The sequence below is a fragment of the Frankia sp. CpI1-P genome, from assembly GCF_001421075.1.
Taxonomy (GTDB): Bacteria; Actinomycetota; Actinomycetes; order Frankiales; family Frankiaceae; genus Frankia; species Frankia torreyi.
On sequence record NZ_LJJX01000014.1, the window covers coordinates 1 to 20,663 of the forward strand.

The following is a 20,663-nucleotide window of genomic DNA, read 5'->3' on the forward strand; positions in this document are numbered from 1 at the left end:
GGCTTCTCCTTCACCTGACCGCGTCTCGGCACCCCTCGAACCTACACGATCAGAACCTAAGTTCCTGGTATTGGGGCGCGGGGCCGCCGAGTGCGGGGCCCCGGATCTTCTGACATCTGTACCTCGATTCTTGTGCGGGGGCTTGCTGCAGACTTGCGCTAACACCTTGCCTGGCCCCGAGGCGTGTGATCCCCGCGGCTCTGACCCGTCTCTGCCCAGAGGTTCTTAGTTCTTGCGGAGCCAGCCGGACGCGGNCCCTTCATTCCCGGTCTCGATGGGAACGTTGCAACAGGCGATCCGTACCGGCATGGGCCTACTGTACCGGTCCTTCGGAGACGTGTGTTTCATCCCGTCCGCGCCGGGGAAGTCTGGCTTTGCACTACGACGGTGGTCGGGTTTCGGTCCCGATGAATCGGATCGCAGGGTTCGGGTCGTACAGAAAAATCTGTACGCGCGAATTCAAAAAAACCAAGACGCTAGCAGAAGGTCGGATCGGATGCAAGAACCGCTGTCGGCGTGTCGTTGGGTCGAATCGTGCGGACGTCTAACGATGGGTTGCAGGAATTTGCGTCAACCTCATCGACTTCATGTGATAGGTGTGCGTGTTCCGGTGAGGGTTGGCCGGAAGTTTCGGTGAGATCTCGGTCTGCTGTTGCTATCGTGGCGAGCGGAAGATGCATCTCGATCATCTTCTGGGGCTTCTTGCGACCTCTGCCCAGAGGGTGAAGCCAATCGCTGCGGCCCTCAGTTGCAACCTGGGGGCCGCAGCTCCTGCCGGTGTCGATGCAGCCATCTTGCGCCGAGCCCGATGCGACACACTCTGCCGACTTCTGGCGGCGGGAGTCGCACCTCCTTGGTCGGATCCCTCGTGGCACCGACTGCTAATTTCCATAACCCATCGTAGTCGAGTGTTGGGCTCTTAGGTAACTAATTTTACGGGTCTACCTATTAATGCGGATCTTTGCCTTGCCTGTCCGCTCCGGTCTTTACTCGGTGTCGTAGGTGGTATGGGGTGGCCGGTCGGTGTTGCGTGCGGTGTTCTCGGGGCGTCCCCGTTCGGTGTGCCTGGTGGCCTGGATCACGCATCGTCATCGTCCTTCGCCGCCGCCTCTGCCGTCGACGGCGTAAGTCGAATCGGGAGGGGAGGTGCCTGAACGAGATCGGCCCGGCCATGGAGGTGTTTGTTCCGCGATCGGATCAACTGGTGGTGCTCTCGATCGTCATGGTGCTGTCTTCTTGTGCGGTAAATTCCGGCATTCGAGATCCCCGGTGTATTACCTGCAAAATTTCGGCATCCGCGCGGCATGCGTGCCGGTCCGGCCGGACCGGCGACTCTGAACGGCGGGATATGCCGGCCGCACGGATCATCCGATCCATGTGCGGCCCCGCGATCCTGATGGTCGTCGCCGATGTGCGCCACGGGAATATTTCTGATGCGGGCGGGCGGGCAGGTGTGCCGGGTACCTCGGCACGGTCCGGTGCCTGGTGACGGCCGGGCCGCCTGCGAGACTGGGGGCGATGGGTAGCGTCAGCCAGGTTCCCGGCGAGGCCGTGGACGCCGACAGTGACAGTGACAGCCCCGGTCTGCCGTCCGTCCACTCCGGACAGCTCGCCCCGCCGGCGCCAGTGCCAGCTCAGCCCTTGTCGACACGGCCGAGGTCGCGCCGCGCGCCCGGCGCGACCTTCGCGAAGCCCGGCTCTGGGATGCGGGCGGCTCTCGGTCGAGGCCGGCGGGGCGTGCGGAGACACGCGGTGTTCGCCGTACTGTTCGCCCTCGCGGTCGCCGCCCGGGTGCTGGTGCTGGTCGCCTACCCGCCGGCGCTGATGTATCTCGGGGACTCCGCCGCCTACCTGGACCAGNCCTGGCGCGATCTGTGGCCGGGGGACTGGCGGCCGTCCGGCTATCCGATCTTCCTGCGGATTCTCGACGGCCCCAGCCACGTGACCCGGATCGTGGTCGTGCAGCACCTGCTGACTCTGGTCGTCGCGATGGCGCTGTACGCGGTGGCGGTGCGGGCGGTCCGCCGGCCCTGGCTGGCCGCACTCGCCGCGGCCCCCGCGCTGCTCGCGCCGTGGGTGCTGGACCTGGGTCAGTTCGTGCTGGCGGACAGCCTGTTCGGGGTGCTCGTCTCGGCGGGCGTCGCGGTGCTGGCGGGCTGGCGGCGGCCGCGGGCCGCCGCCGCCGCGGGCGCAGGGCTGCTGCTGGGCGCGGCGCTGTGCGTGCGGACGGTGGGCTACGGGCCGCTGGCGGTCGCCGTTGTCGTGCTGGTGGCCGACGCGGTCGCCGTCGCGGTCGCCGGCCGCGGCCGGCGGGCGCCGGTGCGGGCGGTCGCCCCCGTCGTCGCGTTCGTGGTGGCGGCCGCCGTGCCGGTGGGCGCCTACGCGGGCTGGAGCGCGGCCGAGGGCAAGGGCTTCACGGTGTCCGCGCATTCCGGCTTCTTCCTGTACGGGCGGGTGGCCCCGTTCGCCGACTGTTCGACGATTTCCCGCGCCGACCTGCGTACTCTGTGTGACCCGCGGCCCACCGACCAGCGCGGCGCGCCGGTCCGCTACCTGTGGCCCGCCGACTCGCCGTTGCGCCAGGGCCACCGGCAGATCCCGCCGGGGCGGGAGGACCTCGCGGGGACGTTCGCGCACGTGGTGGTGCGCGAGCAGCCGTGGGCGCTCGTCACGTCCTCCGCCCGCTACCTCGCCGGCTACCTGGACCCGGTCCCGTACGAGACCCCGTTGACGTCCCGGGCGGACACCTGGGAGCTGCCGACCCGCGTCACCAACGTGCTGCCCCCGGACGACGCCCACGCCGACGACGGCTACTTCGTCGCCACGGCGGTGCGCTCGCCGCCGGCCAGCCTGCTCGCGGCCTGGTCCCGGATTTCCTACGCCCCGCTGCCGCTGGTCGGCCTGGGCCTGCTGGCGGGAATGGCAGCGTCGCTGCTCACGGCCGGCCGGACGATCCGGGCCCGGCGGGCGCTGCGGCGGGCCAAGCGGCCCCCGCAACGGTCAGCGGCTGCGCCGGCTCCCGATCGTGCCGCCCCTGCCGGGATCGGTCGGGTGTTCTGGCTGGCAGCCGGATCCGGGGTGTCGACCCTCGTGCTGTCCGCGGTCACCGCCGGCTTCGACTACCGCTACCTCGGCGCCGTCATCGGGCCGGTCGCCCTGGCCGCGGTCATCGGCGCGGGCGCGTTCGTCGCCGCGCTGCGGGGGCGAACCGCTGGATAGCCGGCGCGGCCCGGGCGTTACCGTCATATCGGCGGGGACGGACGGGGGCTCGCGCGCCGCCGGTTGATCGGCGGGGGGTGCGGGATGGGACGGCACCGCTCGACCGGCCCGGACGACGATGACTTCGCCGCCGGCCGCACGGCCGCCAAAGCAGCCGAGGTCCATGGTGGTGCCGCCCAGCAGGCGGCCGAGATCCACGGTGGTGCCTCACGGGAGGCCGCGGGTGGTCCTGCGGGCGATGCGCCGCCGGGGGCTGCCGGCCGCGGTCCGGCGATGCGACGGTGGTTCGTGACCGGGGTGGCTGCGGCCGGTCTGATCTTCAGCTCGCTGGGGCTGCTCGTCGCCGCGGTGGTCCCGCCGTTCACCGGGGCCGACGAGGCGCAGCACACGGCGTACGCCCTCGAGCTCGCCCACGGTTCGCTGCCGCAGCTCGACACCCCGGTGCGCGCGCGGGTGCCCGGCATGCCGGGACTGCCGGCGAGCTGCCGGGCCTCGCCCGCACAGGCCCGGGCCGCGGTCGACGCGCATGCCGACGGGCTGTGCGGGGTGCGCCTCGGCCGGGGGCTGTCCAACTTCGATCTGGTCTACACCGCCAACCATCCGCCGTTGTTCTACGCCGTGGAGGCGGTGCCGCTGCGGACCGGCGAGGCGTCGGGCCATCCGTTGGCCGGATTCCGCGCCGCGCGCGTCGTCAACGTGCTGCTCGGCGTGGGCGTCGTCGTCGCGACGGCGGCGTTGTGCCGCGGGCTGCTGCCGCGACGGCCGGGCGTCGCGGTCGGGGNGGCGGCGGTCATCGGGACCGTCGGGCTCGTCGTCGTCACCTCCGGGCAGATCTACAACGACACCCTGGCGATGGCGACCGTGACCGGGCTGCTCGCGGTGACCGTCGCCCTTGCCCGCCGCGGCCCGAGCCCGCGGATCCTCGCGGGACTCGCGGTGCTCGGGCCGGCCGCGGCGGCCAGCCGGGCGAGCGGCGCGGTGGCTCTCGCCGCCGTGGTGCCCGCCGTCGCCGCCGCCGTCGCGCTGCACACCAGGGGAAGCCGGGCCCGCCGGGCCGGCCGGGGCCTGGCCGCCGCCGGTGGGCTGCTTGCCCTCACCGTCGCCGCCGTCGGCTGGTTCTACCTGCGCAATCAGCGCCGCTACGGCGATCCCACGGCCTCCGAGCGGATCGCGGACATGTTCCCGCTCGGCGGGGCACACCCCTCGATCTGGCAGGTGCTGCGCAACGGTGATCTGTGGTGGTACGTCTACCGCGGGTTTTTCGGCCGGCCCACGCTCGTCACCGGTCACGCCGAGCAGGTCGCCGTCGGCATCGCGGTGGTCACCGGCGCCGGTCTGGCCGCAGCGGCCCTGCGCGCGTGTGCCCGACGCCGGTCCACAGGGGGTGCCCCCAGTCCGTCCGCGGCCGATCCGAGCGGTGGCAGTGGCGGTGGCGGCGGCAGCAGCAACAGCGGTGGCGGTGGTGGTGGCGCGGTCGTCGGCTGGCTCCTGGTGGCCGGGCACTGCCTGCTCGTCGTCGCCACCCTGGTGGGATACGTGGCCGCCGGTGGGGCGTCGTTCACCCGCTATCTGCTGCCGATGGCACCGGTGCTCGCGATCGGCGTCGCCGCGTCCTGCCGAGCCCTGCCGCTGGGCCGGCACGGGTTGCCGACCCTGGCCGTCGTCGCGGCGATGGCCGCCTGCACGCTGGTGCTCATCGGGCGGGAACTGGCCTGGAAGCGGCCCGCCCTCGCGCCGCTCGCCCTGCCCGACCGGCTGCGCGCCGCCTGGGCGCTGGGCGGGCCCGGCTCGCCGCGCGTCGGCCTGGCGGTCCTGGCGGCCGCCGCGATCGTCGCCGCGGCGCTGCTCGCCGCCGCCCTAGGAAAGCTCGGCGACCCGGCGGTAGACGGCCGCGGTCAGCTCCGCGGTGCGCCGCCAGGTGAAGGTGCGGGCGTGGGCGCGGCCCGCCTCGGCGTCGCCGGGGGAGGCGAGCAGGGCGAGGATCGCCTCGGCGAGGTCGTCGGCGAACGAGTCCCGGTCGGCCTGCCGGACCAGCCGCACCGGGCTGGCGACGGAGTCGACCAGGGCTCCGGTGACCTCCCGGACGGTCGGGATGTCNGCGGCGACGACCGGGGTGCCGGCGGCGAGCGCTTCCAGGGGCGGTAGGCCGAAACCCTCGTAGCGGGAGGGGAAGCACAGCACGCTGGCGCCCGCGACCGTGGCCCGCAACTGGTCGGCGTCGAGGTAGCCGGCGGTGATGACGCTGCCGGCGGGCAGCCCGGCGAGGTCGAGGGTCGGCCCCCACCCCGGCGGTCCGACGAGGACCAGCGGGGGGGCGCCGAGTTGCGCCGCCTGCAGCCGGCGCACCGCCTCCAGCAGGACCGGCAGGTTCTTGCGGGGTTCGACCGAGCCGACGAAGAGCAGGTACCGCTCGGGCAGGCCGTGCGCCTGCAGCCAGGCGGCCGTCGGCGCCGGGGTGGTGAACCAGGTGTCGTCGACGCCGAGCGGGGTGGGGGTGACCAGCGCNGGGTCGAGCCGGTAGGCGGTGATCACCTCCTCGGCGACGGCCCGGCTCGGGGTGAGCACGGCGCAGGCGCGCCGCAGCCCGCGGGGGACGAGATCGCTGTAGCGGGCGGAGGCGGCCGTGACCGTGTCCGGGGTCCGCAGGTAGGACAGGTCGTGGATGGTGAGCACGCCGCGGGCGTGGCGCAGCGGCGGGAGGACGAAGTTGGTCCCGTGCACGATGTCCGCAGCGCCGGTGAGCCATTCCACGGGCGGCTGCTCGCCGCGGATCCAGGCGTCCTGGAGCAGTCGCGCCGGGGCTCGGCGGGCGGCCGGGCGCACCCCCGCCGGCAGGCTCCCGGCGAGCTCGTCGAGCCCGCGCCACGTGAACGCCGTCGCCGCCAGCTCCCAGGAGGTGTCGAGCCGGGCGAGGCCGGCCAGCAGGTGCTCGGTGTAGCGGCCGACGCCGGTGCGCCGCCCGAGCAGCGGCGTGCCGTCGAGCACGATCCTCATCCGGTGCCTCNCGCCGCTGTCGTGTCGCTCCCGCGCTGCCCCGTCCCGGCCAGCCCACGTCCCGGTCAGTCCTGGTGCCGGTCAGTCCTGGTAGAGCCGGCGGCGGTCGGCGATGTCGCGCCACTGGTGGGCGAACGCGTCGTCCGAGAAGGTCTGGGCCCGTTCGACCGCCGCGGCCGCGAGCCGGCCGCGCAGGTCGTCCTCGGCGGCGAGCCGGCGGGTGAACGAGGCGACCTGCTCCGGTCCGGTCCACCGGTAGCCGTCGACGCCGTGCCGGACGATCTCCCGCTGCCCGGCGCGGTCGATGACGACCGGCACGCAGCCGCCGGCCATCGCCTCGACGGTGGTCATCCCGAAGTGCTCCGCCGTCCAGGGACGGCGTCGGTCGTCCTCGCCGTAACCGGTCGCCGACCAGAACACCGAGCTGGTCGACAGCAGGTGCTCGACCTGCGCCCGCGGGGCGTTCGGGTGAACCTGCACCGGCAGGCCGGCCCCGGCGGCGCGGACCTGCTCCAGGTAGGGCCGTTGGGAGTCCTCGCAGCCGCCGACGACGTGCATCGTCCAGCCCGGCAGGTCGCCGGCGCGGTACAGCTCGCCGAACCACTGCACCATCTCAAGCTGCCGCTTGGCGTGCCCGAGGCCCGGCATGAAGAACCGTCCGACGGTGACGACGGCCTTCTCCCGGACCGGTGCCGGGTGCAGCCGCTGCACCTGGATCGGGGGGAACAGCACGTCGGCGTCGCGCTTCCACAACCGCCGGATCCAGCCCCGGGTGAACTGCGAGTTGGCCATGACCACGTCGTAGCCGTCGAGGTAGGCCAGGTCCGCCGGGTCCCGCAGCAGCCAGGGGAAGCGCAGCGGCAGGCGGGCGATCGGTCCCTCGTCGCCGTCGGTGACCCGCGGCCGGCTCACCGCGACGCCGAGTTCGCGCACGTCCGCGGCGCCCGGCGAGAACGCGTCGCTGACCAGGGTGAGCTCGGTGCCGTCGGTGGTCGGCGGCAGCGGCACCTCGAACGGGGCGAAGTCGGCGCCGATCTCCAGCTTGGCCAGCACCCCGCCGCCCGCGTCGAGGACCCGCAGCGACGTGCCGGCCGGTGCGCCCGGACGGCCGATGTCGGCGCGCAGGGTGCGCCGCTCACCCGGGCTGACGGCGAGGATGCCCGACCCGTTCGTCCAGGTCCACTGCCGGCGGCGGCCGCCCTCCGGTGGGTACCAGCCCTGGCCGAAGCTGACCGCCGGGCGCACCCCGCGCAGCAGCGGGCCGGCGGTGCGCACCGCGGCCTTGCGCCAGGCCGCCATGTCGTGGTCGAAGGGCGTCGGGAAGAAGCACAGGTACGCCGAGCGGCGGGACTGCGGCGCGATGCGGCTCATGTACGAGCCGTTGACGAACAGGTCGTAACCCGCGGACACCGCCGCGATGGCCTCCTCACCGCGGTCCGGCAGCCGGACATAGCGGCAGCCGGCGAGATCCAGGCCGAGATGGCTGCCGAGCTGGTCGAGGTCGACCTCGGAATGCCCGAGGATGTCGACGCTCGCGCCCTCGGCCGCCAGCACCTGGGCGATCATGCCGTTGTGGCGTTCCCCGCCGCCCATCGAATGCCAGAACCGGTTGTAGACGGCGGCCCGCACCCCCCGCGCCGGCCGTTCGTCGGCGCTGGCGGCCGCGCTGGCCGTGGCGGCCGCGGTGGCCGTGGCGGCCGCGGTGGCCGCAGCGGTCGCGGTGGTCGGCGCGGCGGGATCCGTGGCGCCACTCGCGAGCTCGCTCATCGGGAGACCAGCCAGCTCTGCAGGCTCGAGCGCCGCTCGGCGGCGGTGCGGCCGATCTCGCGCCGGGCCCGCAGCATCGCGGGCAGCAGCCGCAGGTACGAGCCGTACACCCGCAGCCGCAGCAGCGTCGGGCGCAGCGCCGGCCGGCTGCGGCCGCGCCACGCCTGGCGCAGGGTGCGCACCGCGATGGAGGCGGTCGTCGCCGGGTAGCGCAGCACCGCGGACAGCGCCAGCGTCGCCGTCGCGTCCTTGGTGAGCATCAGCAGCCGGTTGCGGTCGGTGTGGAAGACGAACAGCGGCGACCACTCGACGCTCGACGCCGAGTGGATGTGCCGCAGCACCGCGCCTGGGACGTAGCGGATCGTGTACCCCCGCGCCCGGATCCGCCATGACAGGTCGGTGTCCTCGTAGTAGAGGAAGAACGCGTCGTCGAACCAGCCGAGCTCGTGACCCAGCGACGACCGGATGNCCATCCCGTTGCCGCAGGCGGTGAACACGTCCTCCGGCTGGTCGAACTGGCCGGCGTCGACCTGCTGGTAGCCGCGGTCCGCGCCATAGCCGTCGGTGAGCACGATCCCGCCGACGTTGTTGATCACATCGACGCGCGGGGCCTCCCCGACGACGGTGAGCGTCACCGTCGTCGACTCGCGGCCGACGGCCANTTCGGCCCGGCCGCCGTCGGCGGCACCGGTCGGGCCGTCCCAGCTCAGGACGACCTGCTTACCCGACTCCGCCGCCCAGGTGAATCCGAGGGTGACCGGCCCACCGTCCGGGATCGGGACGCACAGCTCGCCGTCGCCGCGGGTCCAGAAGTACGGNGCCTTCGCCGGCCCCTCGGCGCCATAGGTCAGCTTCTCCCAGAGCACCTCGCGCAGCGCCTCGCGCCCGTTCACCGTCACCGACGACACCCGGACGCCCAGCTCCCGGGAGTCGTGCGGGCCGGGCACGAAGGTGGGCGTGCTCAGCCGCATCCGCAGGAAGCGGGGCAGGAACACGACCTTGCCGGTGGCGGCGCCGAGGTGCTGGCCACCGGGCTCGCCGAACGGCCCCAGCAGGGCCGCGAGCCACGTCGGTTCGGGAACGGCGTCGTTGTTCACCAGCACCGCGTACGGCGTGGTGACCTGGCGCAGGGCGAGGTTGTTGCCGCCGGCGAAGCCGAGGTTGCGGTCCGAGGGCACGACCCGCACCCAGGGGTAACGCTCGGCGAGCAGCTCCCGGGAGCCGTCCGCGGAGGCGTTGTCGACGACCCAGGTCTGGAAGGCGAAGCCCGCGTCCTGCTTGGCGATGCCGTCGAGGCAGGCCGGCAGCAGGTGCGCCCCGTTCCAGTTGACGATCACGATGGTCGCCAGCGGCTCGGTCCCCGCGCCGCCGCCCGGCCCGGCGGTGGTTCCCGTCTGCTTCCGCTCCGTCATCCGCGCAGCCTCGCCTCGTAGTCGACCTTGAGAAGCCCGTCCGCCTGCGGGCCGCTGACGCCGAACANCTCCTCGAACCGGCGGGTCGTCACCGGGGCGCCGGTGGTGGCGTCCGAGACGTGCACCTTGACCGCGAACGCCCCGAGTAGTTCGGGTAGGTGCGGGATGGAGAAGTCCACGATGTGCCGCCCGGGGCCGACGGCGAGCCCACCGGGGGGCGTCTCCATCATCCAGATGGGCACCTCGCTCTGCCCGACGATGTAGGTGTGCAGATAGATCTGCTCCGGGGCGCCCTCGGTGACGTCGAGCTCGACGCTGACCGTGAGCCGCTCGCCCGGGTCGTACTGCACCATCGGCAGCCCGCCGGGATCCAGGCTGAAGGCCACCGACTGGGGGCGGACGGTGGCGTACTCCCACGACACCGGACCCTCGGCCGGCAGGCTGCCCAGCTTCTGCCGCAGCAGCTTCGTGCCCACNGCGGGGTTGCCGTCGTAGATCAGCGAGCCGGACTCCAGGACCAGGATCCGGTCACACATGCTCTCGATGAGGTCGAGGGAGTGGGTGACGAACAGGATCGTGCGCCCCTGCGCCCGGAACTCGGCGATCTTGGCCAGGCACTTGCGCTGGAACGCCTCGTCGCCGACGGCGAGCACCTCGTCGACGAGCAGCACGTCCGGATCGACGTGCACGGCCACGGCGAAGCCGAGGCGCACGTACTGGCCGGACGAGTAGTGCTTCACGTCGTCGTCGATCTTGTGCCGCAGCTCGGAGAAGTCGACGATCGAGTCGAACAGTCGGTCGATCTCCCGCTTGGACAGCCCGAGCAGCGAGGCGTTGAGGTAGACGTTGTCCCGCCCGGACAGCTCGCCGTTGAACCCGGCGCCGAGTTCCAGCAGCGACGCGATCCGGCCCTGCACCGAGACCTGTCCGCTGGTCGGGCGCAGGATGCCGGCGAGCACCTTGAGCAGGGTCGACTTCCCTGAACCGTTCGCCCCGGCGAGCCCGACCGTCTGGCCGCGCCCGATCGTCACGTCGACGTCGCGCAGCGCCCAGAAGTCGTCCCCGGCGGGGCCACCGCGGCGGACGAACCGTTCCTTCAGGCTCGTCGCGCGGTTGTGGTACGAGACGAACCGCTTGCTCACCCCGGTCCCCTGGATCACCACCGCCGAGTCGGGGACGGCCTCGCCGGGGCCGACCTGCTCGGGGGCACCGAGGGGATCGACCGCTGCGGGCCCGCCGGCCGGCGCCGCACCGTTCGCGCCGGGGACGCCCCAGGGATCCGACCGACCCGGCGGCGTCGCGGCGACCTCCGGGTAGGACGGCGGGGCGAGGTCGAGCGGTGTGGGGTCGAGCGCGGTGGGGTCGCGCGGTGCGGGGTCGAGCGCGGCGGGGCCGGCCGGCGCGGCGCCGTCGACCGGGCCACGCGGGGCCGCGGGACGCCGCCCCCACGGCGGGGAGGCCGCACCGCGCTGGTACGCGGACGAGTGTCGGGCCACTACAACTCCTTGCTGGCCGCCGGCGGACGTCTCACCATGATCGCACCGCGGTCGGCGTGCTGGCTCCAGGGCTCGCGGCGGCGGACGACGACGTCGCCGGGCCGCCGGGAGCCCACCTACAGATCCTCGGCGAAGTCCGCCTGCATGGTGCGGAACACGTGGAACCCCACCCAGAGCAGGACGACCGAGATCGCCCCTGCGACGGCGAGATGTTCCAGGTAGAACGTGTATCCCGGGTCCGCCTGGACGGGGGTCGAGCCGGTGGAGCCACCCCCAGGATCGTAGATCGCGCGTTGGAACGTGATGACCACCACTGCCATCGGGTTGAGCAGGTACACCCAGGTCCACTCGTGCAGCCGGTTCTGGATCAGGCCGAAGGCGTAGACCATCGGGTTCAGCCAGAACCAGGCGAGNAGGGCGACGTCGAGCAGGTGGGAGGTGTCGCGGTAGCGCACGTTGAGGGCGCTGACCAGCAGCGACAGTGCGACCGTGAACGTGATGGCGACGGCGCCCGCNGGCACGAGCAGCAGCAGGTCGGCGCCGATCAGGTTGTAGCCGAGGATCAGGATCACCACGAAAAGCACGAGCAACTGGAGCAGGAAGTGCACGGNGGCGAACCCGACCGCCGACAGCGGGAGTACGGCGAGCGGGAACCGCACCTTCTTGACCAGGTTCGCGTTCGCGACGACGCTGCCGCACGCCGAGGACACGCTGCCCGAGAAGGCGTTCCAGATCAGCAGCCCGGACATCAGGTAAATGCCGAACCGCGGAATTCCGGACTTGAGGACGATCTGGAAGACGAACGTGTACACCACGAGCAGGAGCATCGGGTTCGCCAGCGACCAGGCGAAGCCCAGCGTGGAACCCTTGTACTTGACCTTCAGATCCTTGCGGATGAGATTGCGTAGCAGTTCCCAACGCACCCTCGTCTGCGCCCGGCTGCGGCGGGCCAGCCGGCTCGGGTCCATCGCGTGCTGCCCCGGGCCGGGGCCCGCCGGATGCGGGGACGGGGCCGTCGGCGTACCCGCCGGCAGCGGAGCGTCAGCCAGATGTGACATGACCGGCCCTCCCCGTCCCCCGGAGGTCGGGCCGCCGGTCCCCGGCACGGCGTGGCTGGAGCTGCACCTGTCCGCTCCTCACTCGACACGACAGAGATCTGACAGTACCGAGAACCGTCTCCGGCCCGGCACGCCCCCGGCCGGGGCAGCGCCGGGACACGCCCGCCGGACGCTGCGCCCCCCGAAGGGTGATGCGCCCCACGGAGGGTGTTGTCCCGATCGCGGGTGAATGGCCGATGGAGCGCGATGGCGAACCGGCCCGCTTCTCGGCGGAATCGTGACGGTACCGTGCCCGGACCGAGCCGGCGCCNCCACCCGGTCCGCTACCCGGTCCGGTGACCGGTGCCCGGAACGGGGTTCATAGTATCGACCCGTCCATCTGGCTTCGGCCGGCCGATGCCGCGTGGGGGATTCCCGACGTTTGGCGGCCGTCGGGGCCGACCCGGCGGAGGCGGCCGTACCGGTCGCATGGAGCGGCCGTTCCGGTCGCATGGAGAGGACGGCCGTGTTCACCGACGTCCGACTACGCGAAGTGTGGTCGCATCTGGAGTCGGGCGGGGCACAGGCCCTGACTCTCGATGTCTTCGACACCTTGTTGTGGCGCATGGTGCCCGAACCCACCCACGCGTTTGTACTGCTGGGCCACCGGCTCGCCGACGCCGGCCACCTGCCGCCCAGCGTCTCGCCGGGAGAGTTCGCCCGGCTGCGCGTGCACGCCGAGCATGTGGCGCGGNTGCACGCCCATGACGCCCGCGGCACCCACGAGGTGCGCCTGGACGAGATCTGGCAGGTGCTGGCGCCCGCGCTGCCGGGGACCGCCGGGGTGCAGGACCTGATCGACGCCGAGGTCGCGGTCGAACGCGAACTGTGCCGGGCCGACCTCGCCGTGGTCGAGCTCGCCGAGCTCGCCATGACCAAACTCGGCCTGCCGGTGTACCTGCTGTCGGACACCTACTTCTCCGCCAGCCAGCTCGAACGGCTGCTGAACCGGCCGGAGCTCTCGGGGGTGCAGTTCACCCGGATCTTCACCTCCTCCGATGCCGGGACCTCGAAGAGTGACGGGCTGTTCCAGCACATGCTGGCCGCGTCCAGTCTCCAGCCGTCCCGGGTGGTTCACCTCGGCGACCATCCCGTCGCCGACGTCGAGGGCGCCCGTGAGCACGGGCTCGTCGCCATCCACTACCCCAAGTACGCCGGATCGCTGCGGCAGACCCTCGACCTGGAGGGACTTCGTAACCAGCCCAGCGACGACGTCCCCATCGACCCGGTCGACGGCGACTTCGGGATGACCGCCCTGCGCGCCCGGACGCTGCACCGCGCGGACGCCCTCGCCGTGCCCGCCGGACTGCGCCGCTACTGGGAGACCGGGGCCACCGTGTTCGGCCCGGTCTTCGCCGGTTTCGCCGAATGGGCGGTGGAGCGGGCACGGGACTTCGGCGCCGACCACATCCACTGCCTGATGCGGGAGGGGGACTTCCTGTCCCGCCTGCTCGTCGACCCGGGCGAGGACGTCGGCATCTCCGTGTCGACGATGTGGGCGTCCCGGCAGGTGTGTGCGCTGTCCAACGTGTTCGAGGGCAGCCCGGAGGAGCTGAAGAGCTTCCTGGTCCGCCGGCACGCGCCGAGCGTCGGCCAGCTGCTGCGCCAGCTCGGTGTCCGGCTGGAGCACGTCGCCGGCATCTCCGCGCTGGCCGACCGGCGCCTCGACGTGCCGGGCCTGCTCGACGACACCCTCGAAGAGCTCTGCTCGGACGAGCGGATCCGCAGCGAGATCGTGCTGACCGCCACCCGGCTGCGCGAGCGCTACGTGCGCTACCTCGACAGCCAGCTCCCGGAGACCGGCCGGGTCGTCTTCCTCGACCTGGGCTGGGGCGGCACCATTCAGGCGCTGCTCACCCGCCTGCTGGCCTCCACCGGCCGCAAGCTGGACATCCTCGGCCTGTACCTGGCGACGAACCAGGCGGNGATGAGCCACCGGCTCGCCGGTATGGAGCTGGAGGGCTACGTGGCCTCCGGTGGCCAGCCGGAGACGATGGCCAACCAGCTCATGCGCAGCCCCGAGGTGCTCGAGCAGCTCTGCATGCCCGACGTCGGGTCGCTGGTCTCGTTCGACGAGATGAGCAACCCGGTCCTCAGCATCGACCGGACCTCACGCACCCAGGTCGCCCAGCGTGCCGCGGTGCAGGACGGCATCCTCGCCTTCCAGCGGGAATGGCTGCGTTACCGGCGCTCGGAGACCCCGATGCCGTCGCTGGCCTCCGCCGGGGCGCGCCGCGCCGGGCTGCGCACGCTGACCCGGTTCGTCGCCCGCCCCACCGCCACCGAGGCCGCCGCGTTCGGCTCCTGGGCCCACGACGACAACTTCGGCTCCGACGCCACCGAGGGTCTGCTGCCGCCGGAGCTCGTGCGCCGGATGCCCTATCTCACCCCGGCCGACATCGACCGCATCTCCATGCGGGAGCTGTACTGGCCCGCGGGCGTCGCCGGCGTCGCGAACCGGCCGCTCGCCATCATCAGCGGGCTGGCCGCGGCTGCCGGCGTCCCGCCGGAGGAGGTCTCGCCGGAGGCCGCCGCCGGCCCCGTCGAGGTCTACGTCGACACCGGGGCCGACTTCGTCAACGGGGTGAAGGAGACGGCGCTGACCCGGTCGGCCCGCGACGGGCTGTCGCTCGTCCGGCTCAGCCTGGAGGCCGTCGGCGCCCGCCGCATCCGCATCGACCCGGCCGGCCGGCGCGGGCTGCTGCGGCTGGACTGGCTGACGCTGTCGTTCCACATCAACAACATCGCCGAGCCCTACAAGGTGACCATCACCTCGCTGGACGACCCCGCCCAGCAGCTCGCGCTCATCGGCCTGCGGCTGCTCCAGTCGAACCTGGTGGAGATCCTCGGCGACGACCCCCAGTTCGTCTACACGATCGACCTCGCCTCCCAGCCGCATCTCGCCGGGGTCTACGCCCTCGACGTCGAGATGGCCTTCGGCTGGATGGGCATCCGGGGCGACTCGCTGATCCTGCCCGCCGCCGGCCCGGCCCGGGACGGGCTCCCCGTCCGGGCGGCCCGCAAGATCCGGCGCGAGCTCGGAGGACTGCGGTGACCGACCAGCGGGACCCCGAACCCGCCGCCATCGGACCGCTCGACGGTGCCGACGCCCCGGGCGCCCCGGGCGAGGGCGCAGAGCCGGGCGAGCCCGCGGTCCGGGGCCCGTTCGAGGTTCGCGGCGGCCCGTCCCGCCAGCCCGGCCCATCCCCGTCCGCGGTGGCGGTCTCCTCGGTGGCGTCGGCGACCGACGTGGCGACGCACGCCGTCGCCGAGACCGGTCCCACGGCCGGGACCGGGTCGGTTGATCCGGAGGAGCACGGTGCCGTCCGGGACAGCTTCGCCGAGCTCGCGGCCATCGCCGCCGCCAGCGACCGCGCTGGCGGCGACCCCGTCGGGACCGATCTGGCCGGTAGCGGCCTCACCGGTAGCGGTCCCGCCGGGACCGACCTCACTGGGGCCGATCTCGGCGGGGCCGATCGTGGCGGGACGGGCCCCGGGTTCGGCCTCGCCCGCCAGGGCGACCACGCCCTCGACGTGGGCGACGCCGCCGAGCCGACGCTGGCGCCGTTGCTGCTGCACTCCCTGTCCGACCTGCGGGAGATCTGGGTGCCGCTGATCGAGGCGTCCGGCGCGCGCAGCGTGGCGGAGATCGGCTCGGAGAGCGGGGTCACCACCTCCCTGCTCGTCGACCTGCTGCGCCGCGGGGGCGGTGGTCGGCTCGTCGTCGTCGACCCGAACCCGGGGGTGGCGCCGGCTGCCGGCGGCGGGCTCGACGTGCAGGTCATCCGCGGTTACAGCCCGCAGGCCCTCGACGACCACGCGCCGACCGACGCCTACCTCATCGACGGGGATCACAACTACGCCACCGTGCGCGGCGAGCTCACGGCGATCGCCGACGCGGTCGCCCGGTTCAGCCGCTCGTACTTCCCGCTGGTGGTCCTGCACGACGTCGGCTGGCCGGCGGGGCGGCGCGACCAGTACTACAACCCGGACCGGGTGCCCGCGGACGCCCGCCAGCCACACTCGTGGGACGTCGGCGTCGAGATCGACGATCCCGGCGTGGTCCGCGGCGGCTTTCGCGGGATGGGGGCGTTTGCCTGGGCGCTGACCGAGGGGGGCCCGGGCAACGGGGTGCGCACNGCGATCGAGGACTTCGTCGCCGAACACGCCGACCTGCGGTTCTTCACAGTCGCGCCGATCTTCGGCCTGGGCGTGATCGTCGACCGTCGGGCGNCGTGGGCACGCCAGATCGCCGACCTGCTGACGCCCTGGGTNTCCAACCGCCTGCTGTCCCGGATGGAGCGCAATCGCGTNGACCTGTACCTGCACGTGCTGCGGTTGCAGGACGCGGCGGCGGCGGTGGCCCGTGCGCGGCAGCGGGAGTGGGCCCGGCTCGACGACGAGCGCAGTCGGCTTGCCGCGGTCGAACTGGAGCACCTGCACCGCATCGGCCAGTTGGAGCACGAGCTCGCCGAGCTGCGCCGGCGCGAGGCCGAGGACGCCGAGCGCGCCGTCCACGGCCACCGGGCGGCCGCCGACGCCGACGAACCGAAGCTCATGCAGGTCGCCCGGATCGCCGGCTCGGCGCTGCGGTCCCGGCTGAGCCCGACCGGGCAGGAACGGCTGGCGCGGGTGCAGACCCGGATCGCCGACACCGGCACCGGCCGCACCGCCCTGCCCGCCCTGCGTCGCCGGCCGAGTGCCTCGCCGCGGGGTGGCCCGAACGATCCGGACGGCCCCCCGCGCGGGTAGGCCCATGGCCTCCCCGATCCTGGACGGCCCCGATCCTGGACGGGTGATTGCAGGAGGTTGGTGACGATCCAGGTCGGGTCGACGGCCATCAACCTCCAGCAATGCGCCAGGAACGACCGGCGGATGGTTGAAAGTCGATGGACGCCGCCCGGCTGGCGCGGACCTGACGGTCTTCGCCAAAGCCGCGCCACGGTGCGGCTGCCATCATGAGGTCGCCCCTGTCGCTGTCCTCCCCCGAGGTGGATCATGGCTGTGCTCCGGATCGTCGCCGACCTGCCGTCCCGGTCCCTGCCGGCCTCCCGGCGCTTCTACGCGGCCGTCCTCGGGCTTGAGCCGGTTATGGACCATGGGTGGGTCGTGACGCTGAGCGATCCCGATCGACCGGGACCGCAGCTCAGCCTGCTGACTCACGATCTGACCGCGCCGGCCGTCCCGGCCGTCTCGGTCGAGGTCGACGACGTCGACGCCGCCCATGCCGCGGCTCTCGCCGCCGGTGCCGACATCATCTACCCGCTCACCGACGAGCCTTGGGGGGTGCGCCGGTTCTTCGTCCGGGATCCGGACGGCAACGTCGTGAACGTCCTCGGCCACTCCCGGCCCTGAGGATCGGGCCCGTCGTCAGCAGACCGGCTGTCAGCAGACCGGCTGGTAGGGGACGTCCGCGATGTGCCGCTGCCATTNGGCATCGTCGATCTGTTTCGACGGGTCGGCGCAGGCGGCGGCGATGAGGCTGGCATCGTCGATGCGGCTGATCCGCACGGTGTAGTCGTCGCTGGCGGTGGCGATGCCATTGCCATCCGGTGTCCACGCCAGGGCCTGGATCCAGTCGCCGTGCCCGCTGATCGTGCCGACCGACGCCGGGCGGCCGGTGCCGGAGACGTCCCACAGGTGCACGGTGGTGTCCCAGCCCGCGGTGGCCAGCGTCCTGCCGTCCGGGCTGAAGGCCAGGTCGAACACCCACTTCTCGTCGGCGGGGAAGGACGCGGTGGCCGCCGGGCGCGACGGGTCGGTGATGTCCCAGATGCGGGCCGTGCCGTCGTAGGCGCCGGTGGCCAACCGCCGCCCGTCTGGACTGAACGCCACCGCCCACACGTAGTCGGTGTGCGCGGTGATCGCCGCCAGCGGCCGCGGCCGGCGCGGATCGGTGATGTCCCACAGCCGGGCGGTCCGGTCGGCGCTCGCGGTGGCCAGCAGGTGGCCGTCGGGGCTGAAGGCGACTTCGTTGACCCAGCTCGTGTGCCGGTCGAGCACGGACAGCGCGGTGGGATGGCGCCGATCCGTCACGTCCCACAGCCGGGCGGTGTTGTCGTAGCCGGAGGTCGCCAGCGTCCGTCCGTCCGGGCTGAACGNGGCGTCGAGGACCCAGCCGTTGTGCCCGAGGATCACGGCGAGCTCGGCGGGATGGCGGGGGTCGCTGATGTCCCACAGGATCGCCGACCGGTCGTAGCTGACCGTGGCCAGCGTCCGCCCGTCCGGGCTGAACGCCGCGTCCAGGACCCAGGACGTGTGCCGGTTCAGGGTCGACAGCTTCACCGGATGCGTCCGGTCGGAGATGTCCCACAACTGGACGAGGTTGTCCGCGCCGGCCGAGGCGAGCAGCCGCCCGTTCGGGCTGATGCCGACGCCCAGCGCGGACGCCGTGTGCCCCGTGAGGACGCTGGCGGTCGCCGCGGCGAAGGATGTGCGCAGCGCGGCGCGGGCCTCGCGCACCGGGCTGATGCGGTAGGCGGCCAACGACAGCCGGGCGGCGAGGTCCGCATCGGAGTTGCGCACGGCTTCGGCGGCCAGCGCCACCCGGGCCGCCGTCTCCTCCCGGCTCGGCCGCTGGCCGCCGCCCGTGGTCAGCGCCAGCGGCATCAACGCCGTGATCAGCAGTACCGCGAGGATGGGTGCGGCGAGCAGCGCGATGCGCCGCCGGTCCCACCGGCCGCGGCGCCGGCTCGGCGCGGCGAGGTCGCCCGCCGCGCCCACGCCCGCCGGGCCGGCGTCGGGACCGCCCCGTTCCGGGTCGCCGACGGCCCGGGCATGGTGGCCGGGGCCGGCGGCGGGCGGCGTCTGGTCCCGATCGGCCGGCGGCGGCCACGCTCCTGCGGCGCCGAGGTCGGCGCGTGCGGCGGGGCCGCCACGCCCCCCCTGCGCCGCCTCGCCGGCGGCATGGTCAGCGGCATGGTCGGGGGAGGTCCCGGGCCGGGCCGGATCGGCAGGCCGGGGCCGCACCCCCGGCTCGGCACCCGGCGGCGATCCGTTGCCCTCCGCCCCGACACGCTGGGGTGGGGCCAGCATCGGCGCCCCGGACCGGATGACGCGGGTCACGTCCGGATCAGGATGGGTCGAAGGCCCCATCCCCACCAGACGCAGGAACAGCTCCTGCGCGGTCGGCCGGGCGGCCGGATCCTTGCGCATCGCCTCCTCGACGATCGGGCGAAGCGCCGGGTCGAGGCCGTCGAGCAGCGGCTCGCGGTGCACGACCCGATAGAGCTGGACCGGTGTCGGGCCGTCGCCGAAGGGAAACGACCCGGTCCCCGCGTAGGTGACCAGCCCGCCCCAGGCGAACACGTCCGCCGCGGCCGAGACGGGTTCGCCGTTGGCCTGCTCGGGTGNCATGAACGCCGGGGTGCCGACCCGCTGGATCTCCTGGCTCAGCATCGTCTGGGCGTCCAGCGCCCGCGCGATCCCGAAGTCGATCACCCGCGGGCCGAGGGAGGACAGCAGCACGTTGGACGGCTTGAGGTCGCGGTGCACGAGACCCGCGCCGTGGATGGACGTCAGCGCCGCCGCGACGCTCACCGCGAGGCGTTCCAGATCGGCCGAGCGCAGCGGGCCCTCCGCGGCCACGCTCTGGGCGAGGGTCAGCCCGTCGATGTACTCGGTGACGAGGTAGGGCAGCCCGCCCGGAGGGTCGACGACGTCGAGCACCTCCGCGGTGCAGAACCGGGCCACCCGGCGGGCGATGTCCGCCTCGCGCCGGAACCGGGCCCGGAACTCGGGCACCCGAGCCAGGTCCGGCCGGATCACCTTGACCGCGACGAGTCGGCCCGCGTACCCGGTCACTCCGGGGCGGCCCCGCCCGAGGTAGACGGTGCCCATCCCACCCTCGCCGAGCCGGCCCAGCAGCTCGACGTGGATGAGTTCCCGCGGGTCGTCGCGGTCGAGCGGCGCGACCGGGCCGCCCGGTCCCGACCCACCCGCCGCAGCCCCGCCGGCCGCAGACGGGTGGCTCACCGGGCCATGCGGCTCGGCCTGCGTGCCGCTCGGTGGCGGGGATGGCGCGCCGGGCGCGCCAGCGGATCCCGCGCTGGCGGCGCTCGCGAGCCCGGTCGCGGCGGCCAGGGCGGCGTGCCGCAGCGGGTCCTGAGGCAGCGACTGGTCCTGGGGCAGGAGCGGGTCCTGGGGCAGGAGCGAGTCGTGGGACAGCAGCGAGTCGTGGGGCAGCGAGTCGTGGGGCGCCGGCCTGGGGGCTGCCGGCGTGGCGGGCGCCGCGGACTGAGGCGATGTTCCCCCGGCGGGTGTGGGCGGGAACAGTACCGCGGCGGGTCCAGGCTCGACGGCCGGGCCCTGGTCGGGCGGCGGTGCGGGCTGGGGTGTCGTCCCCCGCGCCCTGCCCGTCTCCCGCTTGCGGCGCAAGGTCCCCCCCGAACTGAGATGGTCGACACCGCGGACCTCATGTGCACGATCATCATCTCATGGTCCGTTGAGCCCGGCCGGTGCCGTCTCGGTCGGTCCGGGCTCCGTGCCAGTGTGCCGCTGCGCGCGTGAGCGTGCACGCTGTGCAGTGCATAACGAAGCCTATGCCGGCATCGTCCCGGATTCGGCGGGTCAGCGTGGTTGCGGGNGGCGAGCGCCGTCGGCCTCGTTGGCCTCGTTGGCCTCGTTGGTCTCGTCGGCCTCGGTACTCGGCGCCGGTGGGCCGCCGGGTGCCGGTAGGG

General features: G+C 73.3%; 6 protein-coding genes and 20 pseudogenes. 9 read left to right on the forward strand and 17 right to left on the reverse strand.

Annotated elements, in window-relative coordinates:
- Nucleotides 1-1,171: 1,171 nt before the first annotated feature.
- From FF86_RS34715 to FF86_RS46385, 4 genes and pseudogenes are all read left to right on the forward strand, one after another.
- Nucleotides 1,172-1,489 (forward strand): hypothetical protein, encoded by a 318-nt coding sequence (locus FF86_RS34715; protein WP_128423515.1) that lies wholly within the window; start codon nucleotides 1,172-1,174, stop codon nucleotides 1,487-1,489.
- A gap of 372 nt (nucleotides 1,490-1,861) precedes the next feature.
- Nucleotides 1,862-3,341 (forward strand): annotated as a pseudogene (locus FF86_RS65845) (hypothetical protein); the annotation flags it as partial.
- Nucleotides 3,342-3,492: 151 nt separating this feature from the next.
- Nucleotides 3,493-4,000 (forward strand): annotated as a pseudogene (locus FF86_RS46380) (hypothetical protein); the annotation flags it as partial.
- Between the two features lies 1 nt (nucleotide 4,001).
- Nucleotides 4,002-4,314 (forward strand): annotated as a pseudogene (locus FF86_RS46385) (hypothetical protein); the annotation flags it as partial.
- Between the two features lie 762 nt (nucleotides 4,315-5,076).
- Here the strand turns inward: FF86_RS46385 and FF86_RS46390 are convergent.
- The 14 genes and pseudogenes from FF86_RS46390 to FF86_RS46445 form a co-directional block, all read right to left on the reverse strand.
- Nucleotides 5,077-5,316, reverse strand: a pseudogene (locus FF86_RS46390) (glycosyltransferase family 1 protein); the annotation flags it as partial.
- A 1-nt stretch (nucleotide 5,317) separates the two neighbouring features.
- A pseudogene (locus FF86_RS46395) lies at nucleotides 5,318-5,724 on the reverse strand (glycosyltransferase); the annotation flags it as partial.
- A gap of 1 nt (nucleotide 5,725) precedes the next feature.
- Nucleotides 5,726-6,213 (reverse strand): annotated as a pseudogene (locus FF86_RS46400) (glycosyltransferase); the annotation flags it as partial.
- 81 nt (nucleotides 6,214-6,294) lie between these two features.
- Nucleotides 6,295-7,980, reverse strand: coding sequence for a glycosyltransferase (locus FF86_RS11570; RefSeq protein ID WP_044884646.1), 1,686 nt, complete (start codon nucleotides 7,978-7,980; stop codon nucleotides 6,295-6,297).
- A partial coding sequence (locus FF86_RS46405; protein ID WP_396229836.1) for a glycosyltransferase family 2 protein occupies nucleotides 7,977-8,448 on the reverse strand: 472 nt, incomplete at its 5' end. The genes FF86_RS11570 and FF86_RS46405, both read right to left, overlap by 4 nt.
- A gap of 1 nt (nucleotide 8,449) precedes the next feature.
- Nucleotides 8,450-8,641 (reverse strand): annotated as a pseudogene (locus tag FF86_RS46410) (glycosyltransferase family 2 protein); the annotation flags it as partial.
- 1 nt (nucleotide 8,642) lies between these two features.
- Nucleotides 8,643-8,798 (reverse strand): annotated as a pseudogene (locus FF86_RS46415) (glycosyltransferase family 2 protein); the annotation flags it as partial.
- Between the two features lies 1 nt (nucleotide 8,799).
- Nucleotides 8,800-9,392 (reverse strand): annotated as a pseudogene (locus tag FF86_RS46420) (glycosyltransferase); the annotation flags it as partial.
- 68 nt (nucleotides 9,393-9,460) lie between these two features.
- Nucleotides 9,461-9,868 (reverse strand): annotated as a pseudogene (locus FF86_RS46425) (ABC transporter ATP-binding protein); the annotation flags it as partial.
- Nucleotide 9,869: 1 nt separating this feature from the next.
- Nucleotides 9,870-10,888: pseudogene (locus FF86_RS11580) on the reverse strand (ABC transporter ATP-binding protein); the annotation flags it as partial.
- A 116-nt stretch (nucleotides 10,889-11,004) separates the two neighbouring features.
- Nucleotides 11,005-11,301: pseudogene (locus tag FF86_RS46430) on the reverse strand (ABC transporter permease); the annotation flags it as partial.
- A 1-nt stretch (nucleotide 11,302) separates the two neighbouring features.
- Nucleotides 11,303-11,403 (reverse strand): annotated as a pseudogene (locus FF86_RS46435) (ABC transporter permease); the annotation flags it as partial.
- A 1-nt stretch (nucleotide 11,404) separates the two neighbouring features.
- Nucleotides 11,405-11,498: pseudogene (locus FF86_RS46440) on the reverse strand (ABC transporter permease); the annotation flags it as partial.
- Nucleotide 11,499: 1 nt separating this feature from the next.
- Nucleotides 11,500-11,946: pseudogene (locus tag FF86_RS46445) on the reverse strand (ABC transporter permease); the annotation flags it as partial.
- Nucleotides 11,947-12,451: 505 nt separating this feature from the next.
- Between FF86_RS46445 and FF86_RS46450 the strand changes: the two are divergent.
- From FF86_RS46450 to FF86_RS11600, 5 genes and pseudogenes are all read left to right on the forward strand, one after another.
- On the forward strand, nucleotides 12,452-12,679 hold a 228-nt coding region (locus FF86_RS46450), incomplete at its 3' end, for a hypothetical protein (RefSeq protein ID WP_242418606.1).
- Between the two features lies 1 nt (nucleotide 12,680).
- Nucleotides 12,681-13,910 (forward strand): annotated as a pseudogene (locus FF86_RS46455) (HAD-IA family hydrolase); the annotation flags it as partial.
- A gap of 1 nt (nucleotide 13,911) precedes the next feature.
- Nucleotides 13,912-15,040, forward strand: a pseudogene (locus FF86_RS46460) (haloacid dehalogenase); the annotation flags it as partial.
- 584 nt (nucleotides 15,041-15,624) lie between these two features.
- Nucleotides 15,625-16,124 (forward strand): class I SAM-dependent methyltransferase (locus FF86_RS46465; protein ID WP_242418620.1); only part of this gene is annotated, 500 nt, incomplete at its 3' end.
- Nucleotides 16,125-16,983: 859 nt separating this feature from the next.
- Complete coding sequence (locus tag FF86_RS11600; protein WP_044884642.1) at nucleotides 16,984-17,340, forward strand: VOC family protein; 357 nt, start codon at nucleotides 16,984-16,986, stop codon at nucleotides 17,338-17,340.
- A 78-nt stretch (nucleotides 17,341-17,418) separates the two neighbouring features.
- Here FF86_RS11600 and FF86_RS46470 read toward each other — a convergent pair.
- From FF86_RS46470 to FF86_RS46480, 3 pseudogenes are all read right to left on the reverse strand, one after another.
- Nucleotides 17,419-18,086: pseudogene (locus tag FF86_RS46470) on the reverse strand (WD40 repeat domain-containing protein); the annotation flags it as partial.
- A gap of 1 nt (nucleotide 18,087) precedes the next feature.
- Nucleotides 18,088-19,337: pseudogene (locus FF86_RS46475) on the reverse strand (serine/threonine protein kinase); the annotation flags it as partial.
- 1 nt (nucleotide 19,338) lies between these two features.
- Nucleotides 19,339-19,863, reverse strand: a pseudogene (locus FF86_RS46480) (serine/threonine-protein kinase); the annotation flags it as partial.
- Nucleotides 19,864-20,663: the final 800 nt, after the last annotated feature.

What these genes read in the sequence shown, in the direction of transcription:
- FF86_RS34715 (WP_128423515.1), top strand. Translation starts at nt 1,172, where the DNA reads ATGGAGGTGTTTGTTCCGCGATCGGATCAACTGGTGGTGCTCTCGATC.
- FF86_RS11570 (WP_044884646.1), bottom strand. Translation starts at nt 7,980, where the DNA reads ATGAGCGAGCTCGCGAGTGGCGCCACGGATCCCGCCGCGCCGACCACC.
- FF86_RS11600 (WP_044884642.1), top strand. Translation starts at nt 16,984, where the DNA reads ATGGCTGTGCTCCGGATCGTCGCCGACCTGCCGTCCCGGTCCCTGCCG.